This is a genomic window from Tenacibaculum xiamenense (genome assembly GCF_964513065.1).
Lineage (GTDB): Bacteria > Bacteroidota > Bacteroidia > Flavobacteriales > Flavobacteriaceae > Polaribacter > Polaribacter xiamenense.
On the sequence record NZ_CAZEQU010000033.1, the window covers coordinates 240547 to 264817 of the forward strand.

Below are 24271 nucleotides of genomic sequence, written 5' to 3' on the forward strand. Positions count from 1 at the left end.
ATCATAAACTAATGAGTAGTAAATCTTTTAAGTTATCCTTTTTTAAGAAGATACCCCATGCAATTACCATGTTGTTTGGTATTATTATTTTTATAACCTTTTTATCTTATATGATTCCTGCGGGAATGTATGAACGTGTTACCGTAAATGGTAGAAGTACTGTAGTTCCAAACTCATATAAAGTAATTACTTCAACTCCCGTTGGATTACTCGATATGTTTAAAGCCATTCCTTTAGGCTTTAAAGCAGCCGTAGAGATTATATTTATTGTAATTGCCAGTGGAATCATGTTTGGATTTATGGATAAAACAAAAGCGGTTGAAAATGCCGTTGGTACACTAGTAAAAAAGCTAGGTTCTAAAAACAAACATTTGATTATTGTAATAATGACCTTTGTTTACGGTTTACTTGGTGTAGCTATAGGGTATGAAAATAACATAGCAATGGTTCCCATAGCTGCTGTTTTAAGTCTCGCATTGGGTGGAGATTTGATTTTGGCTGCGGGTATTTCTGTTGGAGCAATGACTGTTGGTTTCGGATTATCTCCAATCAATGCTTATACTGTAGGAACAGGACATAAAATAGCAGAACTCCCAATGTTTTCTGGAGCATTACTTCGTAGCTTCCTTTGCTTTACAGCATTGTCTGTTATGGCATATTATAATGTACGATATTTCAAGAGGATAAACTCAGATCCTTCTAAAGGTTTGGGGCAAAACTTGGATACAACTGAGCTTTCTTTATCGAAACCCATTGATGAATATACCATATCAAAGAAAAACTGGTTAGTTATTTTGATATTCATCACTGGTCTCTTAGTCATTTTATACGGAGTATTTAATCTTAACTGGTATATCAACGAATTATCAGCTATCTTTTTAATGATTGCACTTCTTTGTGGATTAGTTTCTAATATGGGTGCTACCAAAATGAGTGAAACAGTATTAAAATCTGTAAGCATTGTTGCTCCAGGAGCTTTCCTTGTGGGATTTGCAACGTCTATTAAAGTATTAATGGAAATGGGAAACATCGGTGATACCATTTCTTATCAGCTTTCAACTTTATTAGAAGGTTTACCCTTGCATGCATCAGCAGTTTGCATGTCTGTTTCACAATCTGTAATTAACTTTTTCATTCCTTCTGGAAGTGGGCAAGCGTTGGCAACATTACCTGTGATGCTTCCTTTGGGAGAATCACTTGGACTTACAAGACAAGTGAGCATTTTGGCCTTTCAAATAGGTGACGGACTATCGAATTTAATTAACCCCACTTTGGGCGGACTCATAGCCATGTTAAGTATGTGCAGAGTGCCCATTGACAGGTGGATTCGTTTTATATTTCCAGTATTATTAATATTAACAGGCATCGCCTTTATAACGCTAATTATAGCAGTAGCAATAAATTATAGCTAACTATGACCGTAGAAAACATTCTAGCAAAACTTGTATCGTTTCCCGTACTTGGAGGAGAAAGTAATTTAAGTATTATTCAATGGATTAAAGAATATATTGAGTCCTATGATGTAAAAGTAAATTTAGTATCTAACGAAGAAGAAAAAAAGGCTTCACTACATTGTAGAATTGGTCCTGAAGTTGATGGAGGTGTCATACTTTCAGGACATACCGATGTAGTGCCAGTTACAGGTCAAAAATGGGAAACGGATCCGTTTCAACTAACTGATAAAGGTGATGGTAATTTATATGCCAGAGGATCTTGTGATATGAAAGGTTTTTTAGCTTGTTGTTTGGCAGCATTACCACAAATGGTAAAATCCGATTTGAAAAAGCCTATTTACTTTGCTTTTTCTTATGATGAGGAAATAGGTTGCTTGGCTGGATCTGAATTAGCAGCCGCTATTAAAAATTTTTATACAGAAACTCCTAAATATGCCATAATTGGAGAACCTTCTTTGATGGAGCCTATTGTTGGTCAAAAGGGAATTTATATACTAGAAACCTATGTTCAAGGCTCAGAAGGGCACAGTAGTCGTATAAAACAAGAGGTAAGTGCTATACATGAATCAATGCGCCTGATTCTATGGCTAGAAAACAAAATGAATCAATTAATTGCAGAAAAACAATTTGATAATCGTTTCCATCCTCCACATTCAACTATACATATAGGATTAGTAAATGGAGGTATTGCTCCTAATATAATTGCTGATAAAGCCCATTTTTTCTGGGATTTACGTACAATTCCAATGGATGACGTATATGCTATAGTTGCTGAGTTTGAGGCACATTGTAAAGAAAGAGAAAAGGAGTTAAAAAAGATTTTTCCCGACTTCTCTATTAAAACAATAGAGAATCATCCAGTGGTTCCTCATCTTGACACAAAGGATGATGCTGATGTTGTAGATTTAATCAAAAGCATATCAGGTAAATCGAAACTGAATACAGTTTCCTATGCTTCTGAAGCTGGTCAATTTGCAGATGAGGGATTTCAATCAATTATTTGTGGACCTGGATCTATAGCTCAAGCGCATCGAGCAAATGAATTTATTGCAAAAGAACAGTTGGAAAAAGGTGTAGAAATGATTCAAAAACTGATCCAAAAATCGTTATCTGATGAATTTTAAATAAAAACTAAAGCTTTGAATTATGAAAATTTTGTTATGACAAAGTGAAGATCAAATTAACCAAAAATAATGAACTAAAAATGAAAACACTTTCGAAATTATTGCTGGCATTGGGATTGATGCTGCTATTAATACCACTCCGAGCTCAAGAAATAACGAATACTACCTTTCAAGGTCTTAAATTAAGAAACATTGGTCCAGCCTTTACTTCTGGTAGAATTGCTGATATAGCCATTCATCCTGAAAATGAAAATGTTTGGTATGTTGCTGTCGGATCGGGAGGTGTTTGGAAAACAACAAATTCAGGGACCACATGGAAGCCTATTTTTGATAGTCAAACATCATTCTCTATTGGAGCAATTGCTATTGATCCTAACAATCCGCATACTATTTGGGTTGGTACAGGAGAAAATGTTGGAGGACGACATGTTTCTATTGGAGATGGTCTGTATGTAAGTCATGATGATGGTGCTTCTTGGAAAAATATGGGATTAAAAAAATCAGAACACATCTCTAAAATCGTTGTGCACCCTACAGATTCCAATATCCTTTGGGTCGTTTCTCAAGGACCATTATGGACTTCTGGTGGAGAACGAGGAGTTTACAAATCAATAGATGGAGGAAAAACATGGAAAAGAACCCTTGGAGATGATAAATGGGTAGGAGCTACTGATTTAGAAATTGATCCAAGAAACCCAGATGTATTATACGCGGCAACTTGGCAACGTCATCGTACCGTAGCTGGATATTTAGGTGGAGGTCCTGGTTCTGGTCTTCACAAAAGTGTTGATGGAGGTGAAACTTGGACAAAACTTACTAAAGGTATTCCAGGTTCGAACCTAGGAAAAATTGGATTAGCCATTTCCCCATTTAATTCAGATGTTATTTATGCTGCTATAGAGTTAGATCGCAGAAAAGGAGGGGTGTTTATGTCAACAAATAGAGGCGAATCATGGAAAAAGCAGTCTGATGCAATTTCAGGAGGAACAGGACCACACTATTATCAAGAATTATATGCTTCTCCTCATCACGAAGGAAAGATATTTCTTATGAGTAACTACGTTCAAGTATCGGATAATCACGGAAAGACTTTTTATACTATGAATGAGAAAAATAAGCATGTTGATAGTCATGCCGTTGCATTTAAGGCTTCCGATCCTAATTACATTCTTTTTGGTACTGATGGAGGTTTATATGAAACATTTGATCTAACAAAAAGCTGGAAATACATTAGAAATTTACCAATAACCCAGTATTTTAAATTAGCAGTTGACGATTCTAAACCATTTTATAAAATTTATGGAGGAACCCAAGATAATGGTTCACATGGTGGACCATCGCAAACCATGTATTCAGATGGTATTACAAATTCTGACTGGTGGAAAACATTAGGAGCCGATGGACATCAATCTGCAATCGAACCTGGAAATCCTAATATTACCTATGGAGAGTTCCAACAAGGAGCGCTTTGGCGAATTGACCAAACTACTAAAGAGACCGTTTTTATTCAACCACAACCAAGGTTGGATGAACCTTATGAACGTTTCAATTGGGATGCCCCAATTTTAGTAAGTCCTCATAATCCTAAACGTTTGTATTTTGCTTCACAGCGTGTTTGGCGTTCCGACAACAGAGGAGATGATTGGAACCCTATTTCAACAGATTTAACTTTAAATCAAGATAGAATGACCATTCCGTATTATGGAAAGCAACAAAGCTGGGATAATGCTTGGGATGTATATGCCATGTCTAATTATAATACCATAACATCACTAGCTGAATCACCAAAACAAGAAGGTTTGTTATACGCTGGAACCGACGATGGATTAATTCAGGTTACAGAGGATGGTGGCGCCAATTGGCGTAAGTTTTCTTTAACTGATATTAAAGGATTAGACCATGTTCCTTTTGTAAATGATGTTCGTGCCGACTTATTTGATGCCAATGTGGTTTATGCAGCTGTTGATAATCATAAATACGGAGATTATAAGCCTTATATTATAAAAAGTACCGATAAAGGTAGAAGCTGGAAATTGATTAACGGAGATCTTCCTGAGAGACTTCTTATATGGCGATTGGTGCAGGATCATGTTAACAAGAATGTAATATTCGCTGCAACTGAATATGGGATTTATTTTACGTACAATGGAGGTGAAAATTGGATGCAATTAAAAGGAGGAGTTCCTACCATTTCTTTCAGAGATATTACCATTCAAAGAAGAGAAAATGATTTAGTCGCTGCTTCTTTTGGTAGAGGTTTCTTTATTTTAGATGATATCACTCCCATTAGAAACTTCAAGCCTTCAATGGTATCTGATGAAGCTACTTTATTTCCAGTAAAAGATACTTACTGGTATCGTCAATCAAGTAGAGTTGGAAGTCAGGGAGATGCGGAATATAAAGCGCCTAATGCTCCTTTTGGTGCTCGCTTTACTTATTTCTTATCAGAAAATATAAAATCTCTAATAGACGCTCGTAAAAAGAGAGAAAAAAAGAATACTGATTTTCCCGGTTGGGAGGCTCTTGAAAAAGAGAAAAACCAAGATAAACCGAAAGTTTTATTAATCATAAAAGATACAAATGGAAATATTGTAAATACGGTTAAAGGAACTAACAAAAAAGGGTTTAATCGTGTAAGTTGGGGATTAAATTATCCTAATAAAAGAGGAGAACGTTTAAATCAAAAAGGAGATGGCTTTGGAGGAGGAGGTATCTTTGTTACTCCTGGAAAATATACAGTTACTTTAGTAAAACGAGTGGATGGTGTTACTACAACGCTTCAGGGACCTAAGGAATTTAATGTTATTCCAATGTATGAAGGAGCATTGCCAAGAAAATCATTTAATGAAATGAATCAATTTAGAAAGGAATTATTTGCATTTCAACAAGATCTGACCGCTACAAACTTAATGATGAGCCATCAAACGAAGAAAGTTGCTGCAATGAAAAGAGCTGCTAATAAAACGATTGGAAACAACGATCAATTGTTAAAAGATATTAATGAATTGAGACTTTCATTATTAGCGGTTCAAAAAGAGCTACAAGGTAATTCAGTTAAGAGTGAAATTGGAGAACGCTCAAACCCAACACCTAACGATGCTAATTGGGTTGCTTGGAGTGCACTTTCAAACACCTATGGACCAACTGGAAATCAAAAGGCGGCCGTAAACAGAGCAAAAACTCAGTTACAACAAGTAAAATCTAAATTAAATCTTATTATCGATTCAACTATTCCAGGAATAGAACGAAGATTAAGAGAAGCTGGAGCTCCGTGGATTGAAGGACAAGGATTGATTAAAAATTAATTATCTAAATAGAAGGAATGGTTATAAAAAGCCATTCCTTTTGTTAATTATATTAAAGCTTAATAAGGATATTAACCTTATTTTAACGTATTCGCTTTAAAGCAACGTATTATAACTGAAAACCAGTTCCTTTTTTTTAAAAAAAAGCTTCTATTCTGCAATATGTGAACTTTCAATCGAATTTAAAATGAAAAAAATCATTTATTTTTGAGTAGACACTTATCATATGCAAACACGATTACTATTAATTCTAGCCATTTTTTTTGGGTACTGCTCTTATGGCCAATCTAGAAAAAATACACCTTTAAAGGCTACGTATATTACAGAAGACATACAACTTGACGGAGAACTTAACGAAAATATATGGTCAAAAGCTGATAAAATTAGTGACTTTTGGCAGTATTTCCCATCCGATACAATCGCTGCTAAACATCAAACAAGTGTACAAATAGCATATAATGAAACTACTTTATTCATAGGTATTCGTGCTGAAGCCCCTAATAAAAATTATGTAGTAACTTCACTAAGACGTGATTTTAGGGGATCTCGTAATGATAATGTCACTATTATTTTTGATACGTTTAATGACGGTGCCAATGCTTTTGGGTTTGGGATTACTCCTTACGGTGTTAGACGTGAATTTTTAATTGCTTCAGGTGGAGCCAATTTTGACAATTTTAACTTTACTTGGGATGTAAAGTGGAAAGGTGAAAGTAAAATTTATGAAGATTATTATACTGCCGAAATTGCCATTCCGTTTACCTCTTTAAAATTTGAAGAAGGTGCAACTAAGTGGAGGTTTCGTCCATATCGCTTTAATTTACAAACAAACGAAACTAGTACTTCTTTTCAGGTACCACAAGCTCAAATATTGGCCAATTTGGCTTTTATGAATGAAGTGGAATTTGAAAAACCACTAGGAAAATCCAGAACTCCTTTTGCCTTAATACCCTATATAAACGGTTTAACTCAGAAAGATTTTGAAAACAATACCAGTGAAACTAAGTTTTTAGTAGGAGGAGATGCCAAAATTGCTATTGGAGATGGATTAAATTTAGATTTGACTTTAAATCCAGATTTTTCCAATGTTGAAGTGGATAACATTTTTACCAATCTAACTCGATTTGAACTAAGATTACCTGAACGTAGACAGTTTTTCATTGATAATAGTGATCTATTTAGCTCTTTTGGGAATTTCTTTGGAGAAGCACGCCCATTTTTTTCAAGAAGAATAGGTCTTGCTAGGGATGCTGATGATGATTTAATTCAAAATGATATCATAGCGGGTGCTCGATTAAGTGGTAAACTAAACAAAGATTGGAGGCTAGGAGTTATGAGCATTCAAACAGCTGCCGATGAAACAAATGAAATTGCATCTAACAACAATTCAATGGTTGCAATACAAAGAAAAGTTGGGCAACGTTCAAATATTGGTGCTTTTATTGTAAATAGAGAACGCTTCAAAGATTACAGTTTCTCAGATGTAAATGACAAATACAACCGTGTTTTCGGTGTAGATTACAACCTTGCTTCTGCTGATAATACTTGGTCTGGACGCTATTATTTACACAAATCTGTAAACCCAGATGATTCTTCAGGAAACTTGTCAGCCCAAGCAATGACAACATACAATAAGAATAATTGGATTTTTACCAATGACTGGGCTTATGTAGATGAAGATTTTACCGCGGATTTAGGTTTTGTTCCTAGAACAGATATTTTTAAAATGGGAAATTTTGTCCAGCGCTTTTTTATTCCTAAACATAGTACATCAGTAAATCGAAATGCAGCTTCTGTTCTTTTCATTAATTACTTTAGACCAAATTTAGATTTTAAATTAGCGGATTATTTTTTAAGAGCCAGTTGGTCAACTCGATTTACAAATAATTCCGAAATTAATGTTAGCTATACAAATTCGTACATTTTTTTAACTGATGAATTTGATCCTACCAGAAAAGATGGTGGAAATCCTTTACCAGGAGACCAAGGCTATACATTTAGTCAGGCAGAAATGAGATTTACTTCCAATAATACAAATTTGTTCACTTACTCTTTAAATACTACTTTAGGACAATTTTTTAACGGAAACCGATATTCTTTTGGGGCAAGATTAGGCTACCGATTGCAGCCATGGGCTCAATTTAGTTTAGATATGAATTATGATGGTATAAAATTACCAGATCCTTATGAAAGTGCTGATTATTGGCTAGTTACACCAAGAGTAGATGTAACCTTTAACAAATCTATATTTTTTACGGCATTAGCTCAATATAGTAACCAAAGGGATAACTTAGGTATTAATGCACGTTTGCAATGGCGATTTGCTCCTTTATCAGATTTATTTCTAGTATATAACGATAATTATGCTATTGATAATTTTGGACCACGTTTTCGTTCTGTAAATTTAAAAATGACCTATTGGCTTAATTTATAAGTCTGAAATTAATTTTTATGTCAAAACTACCAAACACTCCTGCCAGTATTTTTTCTGTAATGTCTAAATTGGCAAATCAACATAAAGCAATCAATTTATCACAAGGGTTTCCTAATTTTGATGTCGATAGCCGTTTGCTTGAAATTTCAACACGTTTATTGAATGAAAATGTTCATCAATATACTCCTATGGCTGGAGTGCCTTCCTTATTAAATAAAATAGCATTATTAACAGAGAAAGGTTACCAACGAAAAATTGATACTTCTTCTGAAGTACTAATAACCACGGGAGCTACCCAAGGTATTTACACAGTTATAACTGCATTTATCAATTCTGGTGATGAAGTAATTATATTGGATCCTAGTTATGATAGTTATGAACCGTCAGTGATGGTAGCAGGAGGGAAGCCTATACGTATTTCACTTAATGAAGATTATTCTCCTAATTTTAATCGTATAGCGTCTGCAATAACGGTGAATACAAAAATGATTATTGTGAACAATCCTCATAATCCTACAGGTAAAATATGGACAGAACAAGATTTTGAAGATTTTGAAACTCTTTTAGAAAAGTATCCACAGATTTTAATATTAAGTGATGAAGTTTACGAGTACATCTCATTTAAACATCCTCATATTTCAGTCAATACACGTCCTAAGCTGAGAGATCGAGCCATTATAGCATCTTCTTTTGGAAAATCTTTACATGTTACTGGGTGGAAGGTAGGCTATTTAATTGCGCCCGAGCACTTAATGAGTGAAATAAAAAAGATTCATCAATTTCTAGTATTCAGTGTCAATAGTATTTCACAACATGTTATTTCTGAATATTTAGACATAGTAGATTTTAGTGAAGTTTCACAAATGTATCAGAAAAAACGTCTATTATTTCAAGATTTATTAAAGGGAAGTAAATTTGAGATACTACCATCGGAAGGAACGTATTTTCAGGTTGTAAATTACAGTGAAGTTAGTAATAAAAATGACATGGATTTTGCCACAGAACTTATTACAAAATATGGCGTTGCTGCAATACCTATTTCTGTTTTTTACGAAGATGGAACGGATAAAAAAATGCTTCGATTCTGTTTTGCTAAAACCGATGAAACATTAATCGCTGCGGCAGAAAAGCTAATTACGATTTAATAAAGTGTAATTTTTTGATATAAGCTTCAACAGAAGTAGTTTTTGTATAAAATTTTACTTTTATTTTTCTTATCGGCTATTTGTTAATTTAAAAAAGGTTAATTTACGCCCTTAAATTAATTTATGGGTAGATCAACACAATCGTTTGGAAAAAGTGAAAGAGAAAAAAAGCGTTTAAAGAAGCGTGAAGAAAAGCAAAAAAAAATGGAAGCGCGTAAGCTTGAAAAAGAAGAACATGGGTCAAAAGGCATTGAATTTGCATATGTAGATCATAATGGACAATTAACCGATACGCCTCCTGATCCTTCAGAAAAAGTAAAGGTTAAAGCTAAAAACATAGAAATTAGTATCCCTAAGCTAGAAGATAGAGAAGATAAAGTAGATCCTATTCGCAACGGAGTAGTTTCGTTTTTTGATTCTTCAAAAGGATTTGGTTTTATTATTGATAATGAAAACCAAGAAAAGTACTTTACACATGTTAGCAATTTAAATGATGAAATTACTCAAAATGATAAGGTGACTTTTGAGTTAGAAAAAGGACCTCGAGGAATGAATGCCGTTCGTGTAAGCCTGAAGAAATAATCTAATAATAAAACTTATCACAAAAATATGCCTTGTATAAAATTACAAGGCTTTTTTTATGAATATAAGTAACACGAAATAACTTCTTTTTGATAATTATAATTTATTTTTTACTTTTGTTGTTGTAAACAACTATTGTTATATGTCAAATGAAAAGGTTTTTGTAGATGATACTCAAAGCTGGTATGCCAAAGGCTATTTTAGCTTAGTTAGAACAGCTGGCTGGGTTGATATTAAACTAAAAGAAGCATTAAAACCTTTTGGAATAACACATGTACAGTTAAATATATTAAGTTTATTAGCTAAGAATCATCCAGAACCAATGGATGCTAAATCGATAAAGGAAAAATTGGTTGTTAAAAGCCCTGACTTAACTAGATTATTGGATCGATTGGTAAAAAAAGGATTAATAGATCGTAGAACCTGTCCTGAAAATAGACGTAAAATTGATATAACAGTGACAGAAGAGGGAATACAAACTTTTTATGATATTCATTGTATAGCTAAAGCTGCTGTTAATAATTATTTTGAAGATAATTTGTCAGAAGATGATGCCAAGGAATTATATAGAATCTTAGCTAAGATAAAGTAAAAAAAATTTACACTAAAAGTTGTTTACAACAACAAATGTTTAAAACAAAACAAATGAATCGAAGAATCAAAACAATTACAATCTTTAGCTTACTCATAGCTTTTATTCCTATTTATTCTCAGGAGAAAAGTGACGTACCGAAGTATAGCCTGTTTCGACAAAATGAAAACTATGAATATTTACAATCTGGTTCAAACACTTCCTATAAAAAAGATTTATTTGACCCCATAAAATTCATACCCATAAACAAAAAGGAAACAATATATATATCACTTGGAGGTCAATTAAGACCTCGTTTCGAGTATTTTTCTAACAGAAATTGGATATCGGATTCTGATGAAAATTTCTATTCACAGCGCATCGCTTTTCATACAGATATTGTTCTAGGGAAACATGTCCGTCTATTTGGAGAGTTATATCATGGGTATACCAGTCATGAAAAAGAATTTGCTCAATCAGATAATCTAGATTTTCATCAGGCATTCTTAGATATCAAGTTTTCTACGGGTGAAAATTCAAAAATAACTTTTCGTTTAGGAAGGCAAGAATTAGCATATGGAGCCGCGCGATTAATTGGTTTCCGAGAAGGTCCAAACATAAGAAGAAGCTTCGATGCATCTAGGGTTATATATAAAGTCGGATCTGCGAATATTCAAGCTTTTTACGGTAAAGAAGTTCGTCCTGCATTCGGAAGTTTTGACAATGAATTTACCTTTTTTAATTCAGACGTTAACAATCCTCAATTATGGGGACTATATACGCAATTTAAAATTAAAAATTTTACTGGAAGAAATGAGATCTATTACTTAGGTTTTCAATCGAATCAATCACGATTTAACGATGTTTTTGGAGAAGAAACAAGGCATAGTATTGGTGTACGCAGGTATGGAAAACTTGGAAAGCGATTTTCTTATAACACAGAGCTTATTTATCAATTTGGAAAAATTGACCAATCAAACATTAGTGCTTTTAATATTGAAACTGACTGGTATTATCAACTAATAAATACCTCTTGGAAAATCAAACCTGGTTTGAAATTAGAATATACAAGTGGTGACAATGAAATTGGAGATGGAAAAATTAACACTTTTAATCCTCTTTTCGTTAATCCTGCTTATTACAGCTTAGCTGCTACTATTACACCAGTAAATATGGTTTCTATACATCCGTCAGTTACCATGACTCCGACGGAGAAACTGAAACTATATTTTGAATGGGGAATTTTCTGGAGAGCCTCTAAAAACGATGGTTTGTACAGTCCTCCGAGGTTTATAAGTAGACAAATGAACGGTCTATCCGATAAAGGCTTAGGAAATCAACTAGGATTTAAAGCAACCTACGAGATCAACAGGCATCTATCTTTTGATTTGGATATGAGCTACTTTATTGCTGGAGACTTTCAAAAAAGCAGTGGAGAATCAGCCAATATCTTTCATTTGGCTCCAACATTTAGCTATAAATTTTAATACAACTATAATTAATCAAAAATGAAAAATAGAACTTTAATCATTAGTGTTTTACTAGGTATAACACTTATTAACTCGAGCTGTAAAGCACAGCAAGCAACAAATTCGATCATAAAGACTAATAAATCCATAGCCAATAATGACAGTAAAAGGAGTCAGCTTGACGGTGCTTCGGTACTAGCTTTTGGACCAAACGATATTTTATTTGTGGGAGATAGTAAGTCTGGAACTATTTATGCTATATCAACTGCAGCAAAAACACTTGAAAAACCAATTCCTTTCAATGAAAAAGGAATTGACAAACAAATAGCGAAAGTCTTAGGAGTACCAAGATCGGAAGTAATTATAGCAGATATGCAAATACATCCAACTAGTCAGGAAGCATATATTGCCGTAAAAAGAGGAAATTCTTTAGAGGCCAAGAGTTATATTTTAGCTATTAGTCCGGAGTCCAAAGATATACGATTCGTTGATGTTTCAAATAGAACACAGATAAAGATAAATAATATAAGAACTGAGTCATTTAACTTTTATAGAGATAGACCCGCAAATACTTTGAATATCACAGATATTGATTATCACGAAGGTTATATCTATGTTGCAGGGTTAACCAATGGCGAATTTGCCTCAACATTGCGCAAGATTGCCTATCCTTTTACAAATAAGCAAGAAGCAGTATCTGGTATTGAAATGTATCATGCTGTTCATGATCAAAACGAAACCAGGGCTCCAATCAGAACCATGGCTATTGAGAACATTAATGGAAAGTCAACGCTTATTGCTTCTTATACCTGTACACCCTTGGTAAGTATTCCTGTTTCTGATATTAAAAAAGATAATCATATAAAAGCAAAAACAATTGCAGAACTTGGTTATGGTAATACACCTATTGATATGATCACTTTCATGGCTCAAGAGCAAGATGGTTCTTTTGATAAGAAATTACTAATTATTAATAAAGAGCGTAGTGCAAGCTTAATTTCATTGAAAGATTTTGCAAATGCAGAAAAGGGTAAAGGTTTATCGAGTTTTTCTATGGGACCTAATGGAGTTGCTATTTTTCCAGTTCCTATGGCTGGGGTAATGCAAGTTTCAGAGCAAAATCAAATGATGCTAACCGTTTTAAGAAGAAATATTGAAAATGGACAAATTGATTTACTATCTAAAGTGAAAGGAGCTTATTTTAGACTTAGTGATTTTGACAGTGAATATGAATTCCCAGATCACACCTATAGAGATGGAGAACCATGGATTAACTATCATAATATGATGAAACCTATGGAAGGTTTTCCTGAATTAATTAAGCAGAAATAAGGAATTGGAACCACTCTTAATAATTTTTAGGAGTGGTTTAATTTAATTGACAGTAAAAATATTAATGATGCGTTTATTATCTGGAATTTTATTTTTTGTATGCTGTATTAGTTACTCCCAAGGAAAATTATCATTTATTTCAAAATCAAAAGTGGTATTTTCTCAAATGAATACTGTTAAAAATATACATGTTTTTCTTTTGGACGAAGACAATAAGATTCCAATCAATGGGAATTCAGTATTAAAAAAGAATAGACTGTATTTTACACCTGATTTACCATTTATTCCAAGCGCAAAATACGTGTTAGTTTCAAATAAAAGTGAATATCTATTTTCGTTAGAACCAAAAAACAAGAGATTACCTAGTGTTTCTAAGATATATCCAACTTCTGATATTCTTCCAGAAAACTTACTTAGAATATACATACAGTTTTCGGAACCAATGAGAACCGATAATAACTTAAAGTCAATTAAATTATACGATGAGAATCACCAAGAAATAAAAGGAGCTATTTTTAATAATGTTCAAGAATTATGGGATACATCTCAGAAACAATTAACACTAATTTTTGATCCTTCAAGAGTAAAAACGGGATTAATAGCGCATAAAAGTTTAGGAAGAGCCCTTGAGGGCTATAAAACGTATTATTTAAAAATTAATCCGTTAAAAAGTGTTTCTGGAAAGATGATGGCGCAAGCAACTTATAAGAGATTTAAAGTATCTAAAGCTGATTTCAATTTTCCTGACATTAGTAATTGGAAAATAGATTTTCCGAAAAAAAACACTAAGAATGCGTTGAAAATAGATTTTTATGAATCTATAGACATAATGTCTCTCTATCACAGAATATCTGTTTATGATAAGAACAATAACCTTGTTTTAGGAAATTTAAAAATAGGAGATGGAGAAAAAACTTGGTCATTTTTCCCAGAAAAGCCTTGGAAGAAACATCAGTATTTTATACGTATAAATTCGAGGTTATCGGATCCATCGGGAAATAATTTAAATGGTTTATTTGATCATAAAATTGGAAGTCTAAAAAATAAAAAAGAAGGTAATATTGTGACAATACCCTTTTATATAAAATAAATAGAGAAAAAATGGACAGAAAGAAGTTTATAAAAAAATCTTTAATAGGAAGTGCTGTTGCTCTCTTAACTCCAAGTCTATTAAAGGGAGAAAACGACAATAAAGATTTAAAAAAACACAATAACCAGGTAGGATTTAATCATATTCCTAATAACGAAATAACAACTATGAAAACAGTTTTACATAAAGCAAATACAAGAGGAAAAGTAGATTTAGGATGGCTAAAAGCAAATCACTCATTTAGCTTTGCAAATTACTATAATCCTGATCGTATGAATTTTGGAGCACTTCGTGTATTGAATGATGATACTATTGCAGGAGGAAAGGGGTTTGGAATGCATCCACATCAAAATATGGAAATAGTTTCTATTCCACTTGAAGGTGATTTAGAACATAAAGATAGTATGGGAAATGTCGGAGTAATTAATGAGGGAGATATTCAAGCTATGAGTGCCGGAAAAGGGATTTATCATAGTGAATATAACAAGAACTCGGATAAAGAAGTAAAATTACTTCAAATATGGATTCATACTAAAAAACAGAATATTGCACCTCAATATGATCAAATTTCGATTCGCGAATTAGAGAAGAAAAATAAATTTTATCAGATTCTATCTCCTTATAAAAATGATCAAGGTGTCACTATAATTCAGGATTCATGGTTTCATATAGGAAAGTTTAATGCAAATGCAACTGACAGTTATACTATTAATAAAAAAGGAAATGGCGTTTACTGTTTTGTTATCGAAGGAAATGTAGAAATTGAAGGACAAACTCTGGAAAAACGAGATGGTTTTGGTATTTGGGATACAGAGACGATTCAATTTAAATCCAATACCTCAAGTAAAGTATTACTTATTGAAGTTCCAATGAATGTTGATTAAGCTAAAACTCTCATTTATCGAATAGCTAAATTTTCAGGTTAAAAACAATTTTCTAATAATGAATGATACTTTTAAAAAATTACCACAAAATATGCCACTTACGACCGTTGTAAAGCATACGATAAGACCAGGTTTAGAAGAAGATTTCGAAAAGTGGTTGAAAAGCATCGGAAAAAAAGTGAGTAAATTCAACGGCTTTAAAGGGAAATATGTAATTCGTCCAGACAAAAACAAAACTAAAAACGAATACACAGTTGCTTTTCAATTTGAGAATTTAGAAACATTATCCCTGTGGATGAATTCAGAAGAAAGAAAGGAAGCCATTGAAAAATTGGACTCATTTTCTTTAGAGAAAATGCAACTTAAGCATCACGAAGGTATCGATTTTTGGTTTACACTTCCAGAAACGAAGCAAAACGTACCTCCGAAGTGGAAAATGGCAACTTTAACTTGGTGTGCTGTATTTCCAGGTGTTGTCATTCTTTCTTTGCTTTTTAAGGGAATATTTCCAGATATAAACTCAACCATTATAACTCTTTTCGTTACTCTTGCCTTAGTACCTTTACTTACCTGGGTATTAATGCCTAATTTGGTTAAACTTTTTAAATTTTGGCTTTTTGATAATAAACACTAAATATCTCTTTAAAGTCCCAGATAAAATATTATTTACCAAAAATCTGGGACTAAGAAAGAGTAAGGGGGGACTTGATAGGCTTAATGTTTTTTGTTGTTTCTTTCGTTTTGAAAATAGTCTATAGCATCATTTACTGCACTTTCAATAGGTTGATACTTCATATCTAAATGCTGTATAGATTTCTTGTTAGAGAAGTAATTTTCAATACATAGAATTTTCATATTGGTTAAACTTAAATCCGATTTTACACGTAATTTTCTTAACAAGTTTCCTAAAAAACCGAGTAGCACTAAGATTTTTTTTGGTATTTCAATCATTATTGGATTTTGATTGGCTACATAATTCAACTCTTCATAAAACTCTTTATAACTTAAGTTTTTATTTGCTAGTAAATATTTTTCTCCAGAAACGCCTTTGTTTATAGCATTAATGATTCCAGTTGCAACGTCTTTTACATGTACAAAATTCTTCCCCCCGGGAGGATAAAAAATCACCTTTTTATTCCAGCCCATTAGTATAATTTTTCCTGAACTAGGTTTACTATCGTATGCACCAAGCATAAACGTTGGGTTTACAATAATTGTTTTTATCTTATGCTTATTTCTTATTAAGTACTTTTCAGCTTCTATTTTACTTTTCGCATAATATGATTGTCTGAACAAACTACTTACTTCACTTTTTTCATTACCCAATTCTTTTAAAGAGCCATAACCCAAAGTATTTGCAGTACTCACAAAAATGAATTGTTTTACACTGCAAATTATCGCGGTATTAAACAATTGCTTAGTCGCATTACAATTAATAGACCAATAATCATAATAATTTAATAACCCTTGATCTGTGACAGCCGCCACATGAATAACAACATCGATTTTTTTAAATAATGAAGAAAAATCATCAAATAATTGCCCTTCAATCAAACTTAAATTTTCATGTGTATTTCCTTTATAACTATTCTTGTTTCTAACTAAACCCGTAACATAATATCCTTTTGCTAACAACTCATGACATAAATTCGTACCTAATAATCCGTTAATGCCTGTAATAAAAACATGCTTCATTTAATATCAATCTTAAGCTTCTCGTTTAACTATATTTGTCATCATTGGTACTTTTATCCAATTGGGTAAGAGAACGGATAAAAACCAACTCATAGGGTTAATTAATATAAAAGTAGTGCCTTTAAACATTTTTGTTAAAGAATACTCAGCAACTTTCTTAGGGTGTAATAAAGTTAATTTTCCGAGAAACCCTTGCTTTTCTATTCGGGCAGTAATTTCTGGATTGGTTTTCATAGCTCCTGGGTTTATAACACTTACTGAAATATTACTGTCTTTTAGCTCTTCTGAAAGACCTAGTGAAAAAGAATGAACAAAAGCTTTTGAAGCCGGGTAAACTGTTTTATAGCCAACAGGAGCAAAGGCAGCTATGCTCGACACATTCAAGATATAAGAACGTGATTGTCTTTTTAAATTTGAAAGTAATTGATGGGTAAAAACAGCGGTAGCTTTTACATTTACTTGAATTATTGTGGTTACATAATTCAACGAAACATCTTCTATTTTTTTTGTTCCTCCGGTACCTGCGTTATTAATTAATATATTTATTTCAAAGTTCTTATTCAATTCATTTGTCAATAATATGACACTTTCATCTGAAGAAAAATCGGCTTCAAAATATGACACTTTTACTCCAAATGATGATTGAATATAATTGGCTAATTCTTTTAAATTTTGATTTGGTAAACTTACCAATATGACATTATGTTTTCTCTTGGCTAATGAAATCGCGAACTCTTTTCCCAAACCTTGACTGGCCCCTGTTATAAGTGCATATTTCTGATCTTTCTGCGTGTTCATACTCTCTATATTTTTAACAATACGTGGCAAAATTAAAGATCGAATAGGCTATTTATGTTCCAGTTTACAAACTAGAACATCTCAACAACCCCTTGTCAAACAAAATATTACAAACACAACTAGTTCTTGTTTATAAGTTCGAACGTAGTTTTTTAAATTCCGAAGGTGTTTGATTGGTTAGTTTTTTAAAAGTGGTGTTAAAAGTAGTTTTAGAACTAAACCCAGATTCATAAGCAATCCCCAAAATGGACAATTTATCAGAGGAAGTATCAGCTAATAATTCCTTTGCTTTCTGAACACGATATGTATTAATGAATTGAAAAAAATTCTGATTAAAGCCTTTATTTATTATATAAGAAAGTTGATGTGTAGACAGCTCCATTTCTTCAGATAAAGAGGCTAAATTCACTTCATGATTCAAATACAATTCCTTTTCTTTCATTAGAGAATTAAGTTTTGATTTTAACAATACCAAATCTTCATCTCCAATCAGCTTTCGTTTAATAATATCAAGTTTCTTTTCTTCCTTTTCAATTAAAATTACTTCCTCACGATGCTTCTTATTTTTAGGAAATATTTCTTTTTGTCTTAACGCATGATAGGCTATAAAAAAGGCAATACTTAGCATTATTATGTTAAGGTATAAGTTCAATGGAAGACCAAAGTAAACCGAATTAAAAACTGCAATTGTAATAGAAGTAAAAATAACAGCCCAAATAATAGATTTTAACCATCCTAAATCAATTTCTGAAGTATTTGATGAAAACAAGTTTATTTGACGTTGGTGCTTACGTATTTTTAAATATGACAAGGTAGTATATATGAGTGCATGACTAATAAGTAATGGAACTAAAAGAAAACTTAAAGAACTTTTATTTTCAAAATCAACAATTAGAATCACCAGATAAATAGTAGGTAACAGGAAACAAATCAGGTCTTGTTTTTTTAATTTATAATTGGGATTTGTGAAAAAAACAACGCTGATGTAAAATAAAATTGGTGTTAAAAACTGAAAAAAAGCAAAAATTAAAGCTGGTATCGCTTTTAACGGAGGAGCTTTTATTAAAACCAAAATTTCATCTAAAAAGAATGTAGCCCATAAAAAAAGGAACAATCCAAATATAAAATTAGCTTTTCTATTTACTTTTAGTGAATTTGATAGCATAATGAACGAAAGCATCAAAAACGAAGAAAAAACGAGTATTTGAATGAAATGAATAAGCACTAAGTTGGTTTTATACAAATATACATGATTGATACTTTTACTATTTTTATCAGACTAATAAATGTTTTTTAAAATCCTTAAAATTTTGTTAATTAATTTATCAGACGTAACAAAAGAAGTTTTAGAACTTCATACTAGGTATAATATTTTGTTTGCTGCCAATATTATATTAATCAATTTATGAACAACATATTATTCTCAACGGCAGCTTACAATACTTAATTTACTAAACAATGAAAACTTTAATTTCGAAATGTTTAATTGCATTACTCTTTTTTTCTAGTATGTTAGCACAAATAAATGCCCAAGATATTTCAGGAGCATGGGAAGGTAAACTTAGCATTCAAGGGAATAGCATACCTATACTTTTTAACGTAAAGTTAGAAGGAGGAGCGTATTCGTCAACAATGGATAGTCCATCTCAAGGAGCTACAGGAATTCCAATGGATAAAACAGTTTTTGAAAACAATGTTTTAACCATTAAATTTAATCAAGCTGGAATAAAATATGTTGGGAATTTAAAAGAAAATAAATTTGAAGGAACTTTTTTTCAAGGTCCTACTGAAATCCCTTTAATATTGAGTAAAACAGTTAAAACATTACCAGGTAATACAGCTTTACCAACATCAGAGACAGAGTTAGAAAAATTAGCAAAAGCCGATACTGGCAATTATAAATATTCTGTAGAGGATTACTTTGCAAGACCAAAGGCAAGAAGCTTCAGCTTTTCACCTAATGGAAACTATATGTCTTACCAAGAAAAAGATGCTAATAAAAAGAATCACGTTTATGTAAAAAATACTGAGACAGGTGATATAACTAGAGTTATTGAAGAAAAAGAAGAACTTATTAGAGGTTTTGGTTGGGCAAATGATGGTAGATTAATCTATGTTATGGATAAAGGTGGTAATGAAGATTATCATTTATTTGCTGTTGATGTAGATGGAAAAAATCAGAAAGAATTAACTCCTTATGATGGTGTTAAAGTTAGAATTCTTAATGGTTTAAAAGAGGATAAAAACCATATGATTATCTCAATGAACAAGAACAATCCTTCTATTTTTGAACCTTATAAAATCAATATTATCAGCGGTGAGTTAGAGCAACTTTATAAAAATGAAGACGCTGCTAATCCTATTAATGGATATCAATTCGATAAGGATGGGAATTTAAGAGGTTTTTCAAAACTAAGAGATGGTGTTTTTGTGGATATGTATTATACTGTAGATGGTAAAAATTATGAAATTAAGAAAAAACTGAGCTGGAAAGATCAGTTCGCAATCATAAGTTTTAATTACGCCTCTGATAATAAACACGAAGCCTATGTTTCTTCGAATTTAGATAGCGATAAGACCCAATTATATTTATACGATTTAAAGGAAGATAAAGTTCTAAAGAAGTTGTATTCAAACGATAATTATGATGTTTCAGGTTTGTCGTTATCAAGAAAGAGAAACTATGAATTAGATTATTTTTCATATGAAGGAGAGAAATCTCATATTATTCCTGTAAGTAATTATTATAAAAAATTACACAAACGAATTACTTCTAAGTTTCCAGAGTATAGTTATTCAATAACAGATGTTACCGATGATGAAAGCAAGTATTTAATTTTTCTTCAAAGCGATAAATTATATGGAACTTACTATTCATATGATGCAAAGAAGAAGACATTTAAATTACTTTATAATTTAATGCCTAATCTTAATGAAAAGGATATGGCTGAAATGCGTCCTATTACTTTTAAAAGTAGAGATGGATTGACAATTCATGGATATATAACATTACCAAAAGAAGCTCAACAAGGAAAGAAAGTTCCAGTAATTGTGAATCCTCATGGAGGACCGCAGGGAATTAGAGACTCTTGGGGATTCAATCCTGAAGCACAGTTATTTGCAAGTAGAGGATACGCTACACTTCAAGTTAATTTTAGAATCTCTGGAGGTTATGGAAAGAAATTCTTGAAATCTGGTTTTAAACAAATTGGAAGAAAGGCCATGGATGATGTAGAAGATGGACTTCAATATGTTATTGATCAAGGCTGGGTTGATAAAAGTAAAGTAGCTATTTACGGTGGTAGTCATGGTGGTTATGCAGTATTAAGAGGATTAACTAAAACTCCTGATTTATATACTTGTGGGGTTGATTATGTCGGTGTTTCTAACCTGTTCACCTTTATGAATAGTATTCCTGCATATTGGAAACCATATTTAAAAATCTTAAAAGAAATTTGGTACGATCCTGATGTACCTGCTGAAAAAGCAATTATGAATGAAGTATCTCCTGTATTCCAAATTGATAAGATAAAGAAGCCTCTTTTTGTAGTTCAGGGAGCGAATGACCCAAGAGTAAACATTGATGAATCAGATCAAATCGTTAGCGCTTTAAGAGGAAAAGGTTTTGACGTTCCATATATGGTGAAATACGATGAAGGTCATGGATTTGCTAAAGAAGAAAATAGCATAGAATTATACAAAGCTATGATGGGGTTCTATGCAAAACACTTGAAAAACTAATAAAATTCTTTCTATAGTTATAAGCCGCTTAATTCTTAAGCGGCTTTTTTTATTATCCATAAATTCGAACATCAGTAAATTTCATACTCTTAATTTCGATTTTAATTCTTAAAATTCGACTTCATTAAAAATTTTCTCTAGAACGATCATTGAAACTTCATCTTTACCATGAATTTTAAATGTATTATTAGTGAGAACCAACATAGTATTAACTATTCTTTGTGCTTGGCTTAACGCTTTATCGTTTTTTGCTCAAACTAGTACAAATTATACTCCATTAGAGTTTAGCTCTTTTGAAGAAGTTCTTTCTTATGCCGATGAACATGCCATATCTATCCTTAATTCAGGTATCAATGAAGAAGTTTCAAAAGAAAGAAAAAAGGCATCCAAAGCTTACCTTTATCCAACCATAAATGCTTCGAGTGGTTATAATAATAACCTCACCTTGCAACCAACGCTTATTCCTGCACAGATATTCAACCCGAATGCTCCATCAGGAACTTTTGAAGAATTAACTTTCGGTAGACAGCATATCTATTCGGCAGGATTACAAGTAAATTGGAATATTTTGAACTTTCAAAAAATATTTGCTTCAGAAACGGCTAATATATCAGCAAAACAAAGTGAAATCACTACTCAAAAGAGTAAGCTGTCCACTTACAATGGATTAGCTTCCAATTACTATTCCGTAATTCTAACACAAGAAGCTACTAAAATATATAATGAAAACCTTAAAGTTTCAGAGACTTTTTACAACCATACAAAAGATAAGTATGAGAGAGGAATTGTAGATGAAAAAACCTTGAATACTGCTGAAATTAAACACATTCAAAACAGAAAAAATCTTCAACAGGCAAAAACCAATATAAATCGTTATTACAAACAGTTGCAAAATCAGTTAAATTGTAATCGAGAAATAAGTATTGAAGACACACCCGATAATTTCAATTTATCGAGTACCGATATATCAAGCACACATCCTGATGTTATTTGGCAAAAAATGGAAGTTGAGAAACAAAAATCAATTCTTAAAGAATCTAAATCTTCTTTGCTACCAAATTTAAGTGTTAATTATCAGTATAATAAAAGTTGGGCTACGGACACTTTTAACGATTTTTCCAATGTGAGTGAATTACCACAACAAACCTTAGGGGTAAAACTTAATATCCCAATTTTTAATGGTTTTTCTAATCGTAAAAAAATCAAACAATCCAAATTACTTCTACAGCAACAACAATTACAATTAGAAAACACAAAACTAATTGCTCAAAATGAAGATAAACTTTTAGTGGATGATGTAGAACATTTTCAAAAGGAGTTATCCGAAAATTCTAAAATCCTAAAACTTACTGAGAAAAACGATAAACATGCTGAAAATAAATACAACTCAGGTATTATTAGTCTGGATGAACGATTAAAAAGTTACGATGACTTGTTGAATGCTCAAAACGCATATTTGCAAAGCCTTGCTTCTTATACCTTATCAAAATACAAACTCTATATCAGGCAAATAGATTTAGAATCTCAGAACTAAAAAGTCACAAAGATGAAAGATAATAACAAACTATATTTAGTTGTAACCATATTAACACTATGCCTATTTATTTCTTGTAACAATAAAGAAACAACCAAACCAACAAGAAAAAACATTGAGAATGCAGTGTTTGCAAGTGGTCATATCGAACAAGAAAATCAATATACAGTTTCAGCAAGTGTTGATGGAATTTTAATTTCCATACCTGTAAGTGAAGGTGATTCCATTACAAAGAACACCAACGTAGCCAACATCAAAAGTGATGTTCAAAAGAATCAAGTAAAAGATGCCCTTGTAGTTTATAATAACGCAGTAAATAATACAGCAAGTAATTCTTCCACTTTACAACAAATTGAAGTAAAAATTGATCAGGCAAAGACACAATTAGTATTGGATGAGTCTAATTATGAAAGATATAAGAATTTGTTGGAAAAGAATTCTGTTTCACAACTGGAATATGAAAAGGCATATTTACAATATCAAGCATCTAAGAATAATCTTTCAGGTTTAAAGGATAATTATAAACAGGCTGTAAAGGATCTAAAAGTTAGTGAAACACGTAGTTTGGTTCAAGTAAATACTCAAAAAGAGCTACTTGAAGACTATCAACTTAAATCCTCAATTTCTGGAACTGTAATTAATGTTTTCAAAAAGCAAGGTGAACTCATTAGAAGGGGTGAGGCCGTTGCTGAAATAGGTAGTGGGGAATTCATTATTAAACTATTTGTTGCTGAAGATGATATACGCAAGATAAATTTGGGACAATTGGTGGCTGTTCATGTGAATACCAACACAGAGGAAACATTTTCTGCAGAAATATCTAAAATATATCCTGGTTTTAATATTCAAGAGCAATCTTATATCGTTGAAGCAAAATTTAAGCAAGCACCTAGAAAGATTTTCTCAGGCTCACAGCTTCAAGCAAATATAAAAACTGATAATGTAACAGATGTTTTAGTGATTCCTACAGAATATTTAATTAAAGGAAATCACGTATTGCTAGATAACGGAGAAGAAAAAGCAATAGAAATAGGACATAAAAATATTGATTGGACAGTGGTGAAATCAGGTGTATCTGAAAACACCAAAATTGTAAAACCTAAAAAGTAAAAC

At 32.1% G+C, this 24271-nt stretch carries 18 protein-coding genes; 15 read left to right on the top strand and 3 right to left on the bottom strand.

Annotated elements, in window-relative coordinates; all coding sequences use genetic code 11:
* The first annotated feature begins 11 nt into the window (after positions 1-11).
* The 12 genes from ACKTTV_RS12140 to ACKTTV_RS12195 all read left to right on the top strand — a co-directional run bounded on the left by ACKTTV_RS12140 (position 12) and on the right by ACKTTV_RS12195 (position 16024).
* Entirely contained in the window at positions 12-1412 is a 1401-nt protein-coding gene (locus tag ACKTTV_RS12140; protein ID WP_408031105.1) for a YfcC family protein, read from the top strand.
* Positions 1413-1414: 2 nt separating this feature from the next.
* Complete coding sequence (argE, locus tag ACKTTV_RS12145) at positions 1415-2578, top strand: acetylornithine deacetylase (protein ID WP_408031106.1); 1164 nt, start codon at positions 1415-1417, stop codon at positions 2576-2578.
* A gap of 80 nt (positions 2579-2658) precedes the next feature.
* Positions 2659-5883, top strand: coding sequence for a WD40/YVTN/BNR-like repeat-containing protein (locus ACKTTV_RS12150; RefSeq protein ID WP_408031107.1), 3225 nt, complete (start codon positions 2659-2661; stop codon positions 5881-5883).
* Between the two features lie 226 nt (positions 5884-6109).
* A complete protein-coding gene (locus ACKTTV_RS12155; RefSeq protein WP_408031108.1) occupies positions 6110-8317 on the top strand; it encodes a DUF5916 domain-containing protein in 2208 nt (735 codons plus the stop codon).
* 17 nt (positions 8318-8334) lie between these two features.
* On the top strand, positions 8335-9462 hold the full coding sequence (locus ACKTTV_RS12160) for a methionine aminotransferase (protein ID WP_408031109.1): 1128 nt from the start codon (positions 8335-8337) through the stop codon (positions 9460-9462).
* A 123-nt stretch (positions 9463-9585) separates the two neighbouring features.
* Entirely contained in the window at positions 9586-10044 is a 459-nt protein-coding gene (locus tag ACKTTV_RS12165) for a cold-shock protein (RefSeq protein ID WP_408031110.1), read from the top strand.
* Positions 10045-10186: 142 nt separating this feature from the next.
* On the top strand, positions 10187-10636 hold the full coding sequence (locus ACKTTV_RS12170) for a MarR family winged helix-turn-helix transcriptional regulator (RefSeq protein ID WP_408031111.1): 450 nt from the start codon (positions 10187-10189) through the stop codon (positions 10634-10636).
* A 53-nt stretch (positions 10637-10689) separates the two neighbouring features.
* On the top strand, positions 10690-12102 hold the full coding sequence (locus ACKTTV_RS12175; RefSeq protein WP_408031112.1) for an alginate export family protein: 1413 nt from the start codon (positions 10690-10692) through the stop codon (positions 12100-12102).
* A 21-nt stretch (positions 12103-12123) separates the two neighbouring features.
* Positions 12124-13416, top strand: coding sequence for a hypothetical protein (locus ACKTTV_RS12180; RefSeq protein ID WP_408031113.1), 1293 nt, complete (start codon positions 12124-12126; stop codon positions 13414-13416).
* Between the two features lie 166 nt (positions 13417-13582).
* Positions 13583-14506, top strand: coding sequence for a hypothetical protein (locus ACKTTV_RS12185; RefSeq protein ID WP_408031114.1), 924 nt, complete (start codon positions 13583-13585; stop codon positions 14504-14506).
* 167 nt (positions 14507-14673) lie between these two features.
* A complete protein-coding gene (locus ACKTTV_RS12190) occupies positions 14674-15390 on the top strand; it encodes a pirin family protein (RefSeq protein WP_408031616.1) in 717 nt (238 codons plus the stop codon).
* Between the two features lie 58 nt (positions 15391-15448).
* A complete protein-coding gene (locus tag ACKTTV_RS12195) occupies positions 15449-16024 on the top strand; it encodes an antibiotic biosynthesis monooxygenase (RefSeq protein ID WP_408031115.1) in 576 nt (191 codons plus the stop codon).
* An 80-nt stretch (positions 16025-16104) separates the two neighbouring features.
* Here ACKTTV_RS12195 and ACKTTV_RS12200 read toward each other — a convergent pair whose 3' ends face one another.
* The 3 genes from ACKTTV_RS12200 to ACKTTV_RS12210 all read right to left on the bottom strand — a co-directional run bounded on the left by ACKTTV_RS12200 (position 16105) and on the right by ACKTTV_RS12210 (position 19048).
* Complete coding sequence (locus tag ACKTTV_RS12200) at positions 16105-17085, bottom strand: NAD-dependent epimerase/dehydratase family protein (protein WP_408031116.1); 981 nt, start codon at positions 17083-17085, stop codon at positions 16105-16107.
* Positions 17086-17097: 12 nt separating this feature from the next.
* Entirely contained in the window at positions 17098-17883 is a 786-nt protein-coding gene (locus ACKTTV_RS12205; protein WP_408031117.1) for an SDR family NAD(P)-dependent oxidoreductase, read from the bottom strand.
* A gap of 130 nt (positions 17884-18013) precedes the next feature.
* On the bottom strand, positions 18014-19048 hold the full coding sequence (locus ACKTTV_RS12210; protein ID WP_408031118.1) for a helix-turn-helix domain-containing protein: 1035 nt from the start codon (positions 19046-19048) through the stop codon (positions 18014-18016).
* 293 nt (positions 19049-19341) lie between these two features.
* Here ACKTTV_RS12210 and ACKTTV_RS12215 point away from each other — a divergent pair, with 293 nt between their 5' ends.
* The 3 genes from ACKTTV_RS12215 to ACKTTV_RS12225 all read left to right on the top strand — a co-directional run bounded on the left by ACKTTV_RS12215 (position 19342) and on the right by ACKTTV_RS12225 (position 24268).
* Positions 19342-21624: a S9 family peptidase gene (locus ACKTTV_RS12215; protein WP_408031119.1), complete on the top strand. Its 2283-nt coding sequence runs from the start codon at positions 19342-19344 to the stop codon at positions 21622-21624.
* 190 nt (positions 21625-21814) lie between these two features.
* Entirely contained in the window at positions 21815-23158 is a 1344-nt protein-coding gene (locus tag ACKTTV_RS12220) for a TolC family protein (RefSeq protein ID WP_408031120.1), read from the top strand.
* 12 nt (positions 23159-23170) lie between these two features.
* The gene (locus ACKTTV_RS12225) at positions 23171-24268 is read left to right on the top strand and encodes an efflux RND transporter periplasmic adaptor subunit (RefSeq protein WP_408031121.1); all 1098 of its coding nucleotides are present in this window, start codon (positions 23171-23173) and stop codon (positions 24266-24268) included.
* Positions 24269-24271: the final 3 nt, after the last annotated feature.

Excerpts from the sequence above, each read along its gene's own strand:
- ACKTTV_RS12140 (WP_408031105.1), top strand. The coding sequence starts at position 12 with ATGAGTAGTAAATCTTTTAAGTTATCCTTTTTTAAGAAGATACCCCAT.
- argE (WP_408031106.1), top strand. The coding sequence starts at position 1,415 with ATGACCGTAGAAAACATTCTAGCAAAACTTGTATCGTTTCCCGTACTT.
- ACKTTV_RS12150 (WP_408031107.1), top strand. The coding sequence starts at position 2,659 with ATGAAAACACTTTCGAAATTATTGCTGGCATTGGGATTGATGCTGCTA.
- ACKTTV_RS12155 (WP_408031108.1), top strand. The coding sequence starts at position 6,110 with ATGCAAACACGATTACTATTAATTCTAGCCATTTTTTTTGGGTACTGC.
- ACKTTV_RS12160 (WP_408031109.1), top strand. The coding sequence starts at position 8,335 with ATGTCAAAACTACCAAACACTCCTGCCAGTATTTTTTCTGTAATGTCT.
- ACKTTV_RS12165 (WP_408031110.1), top strand. The coding sequence starts at position 9,586 with ATGGGTAGATCAACACAATCGTTTGGAAAAAGTGAAAGAGAAAAAAAG.
- ACKTTV_RS12170 (WP_408031111.1), top strand. The coding sequence starts at position 10,187 with ATGTCAAATGAAAAGGTTTTTGTAGATGATACTCAAAGCTGGTATGCC.
- ACKTTV_RS12175 (WP_408031112.1), top strand. The coding sequence starts at position 10,690 with ATGAATCGAAGAATCAAAACAATTACAATCTTTAGCTTACTCATAGCT.
- ACKTTV_RS12180 (WP_408031113.1), top strand. The coding sequence starts at position 12,124 with ATGAAAAATAGAACTTTAATCATTAGTGTTTTACTAGGTATAACACTT.
- ACKTTV_RS12185 (WP_408031114.1), top strand. The coding sequence starts at position 13,583 with ATGAATACTGTTAAAAATATACATGTTTTTCTTTTGGACGAAGACAAT.
- ACKTTV_RS12190 (WP_408031616.1), top strand. The coding sequence starts at position 14,674 with ATGAAAACAGTTTTACATAAAGCAAATACAAGAGGAAAAGTAGATTTA.
- ACKTTV_RS12195 (WP_408031115.1), top strand. The coding sequence starts at position 15,449 with ATGAATGATACTTTTAAAAAATTACCACAAAATATGCCACTTACGACC.
- ACKTTV_RS12200 (WP_408031116.1), bottom strand. The coding sequence starts at position 17,085 with ATGAAGCATGTTTTTATTACAGGCATTAACGGATTATTAGGTACGAAT.
- ACKTTV_RS12205 (WP_408031117.1), bottom strand. The coding sequence starts at position 17,883 with ATGAACACGCAGAAAGATCAGAAATATGCACTTATAACAGGGGCCAGT.
- ACKTTV_RS12210 (WP_408031118.1), bottom strand. The coding sequence starts at position 19,048 with ATGCTATCAAATTCACTAAAAGTAAATAGAAAAGCTAATTTTATATTT.
- ACKTTV_RS12215 (WP_408031119.1), top strand. The coding sequence starts at position 19,342 with ATGAAAACTTTAATTTCGAAATGTTTAATTGCATTACTCTTTTTTTCT.
- ACKTTV_RS12225 (WP_408031121.1), top strand. The coding sequence starts at position 23,171 with ATGAAAGATAATAACAAACTATATTTAGTTGTAACCATATTAACACTA.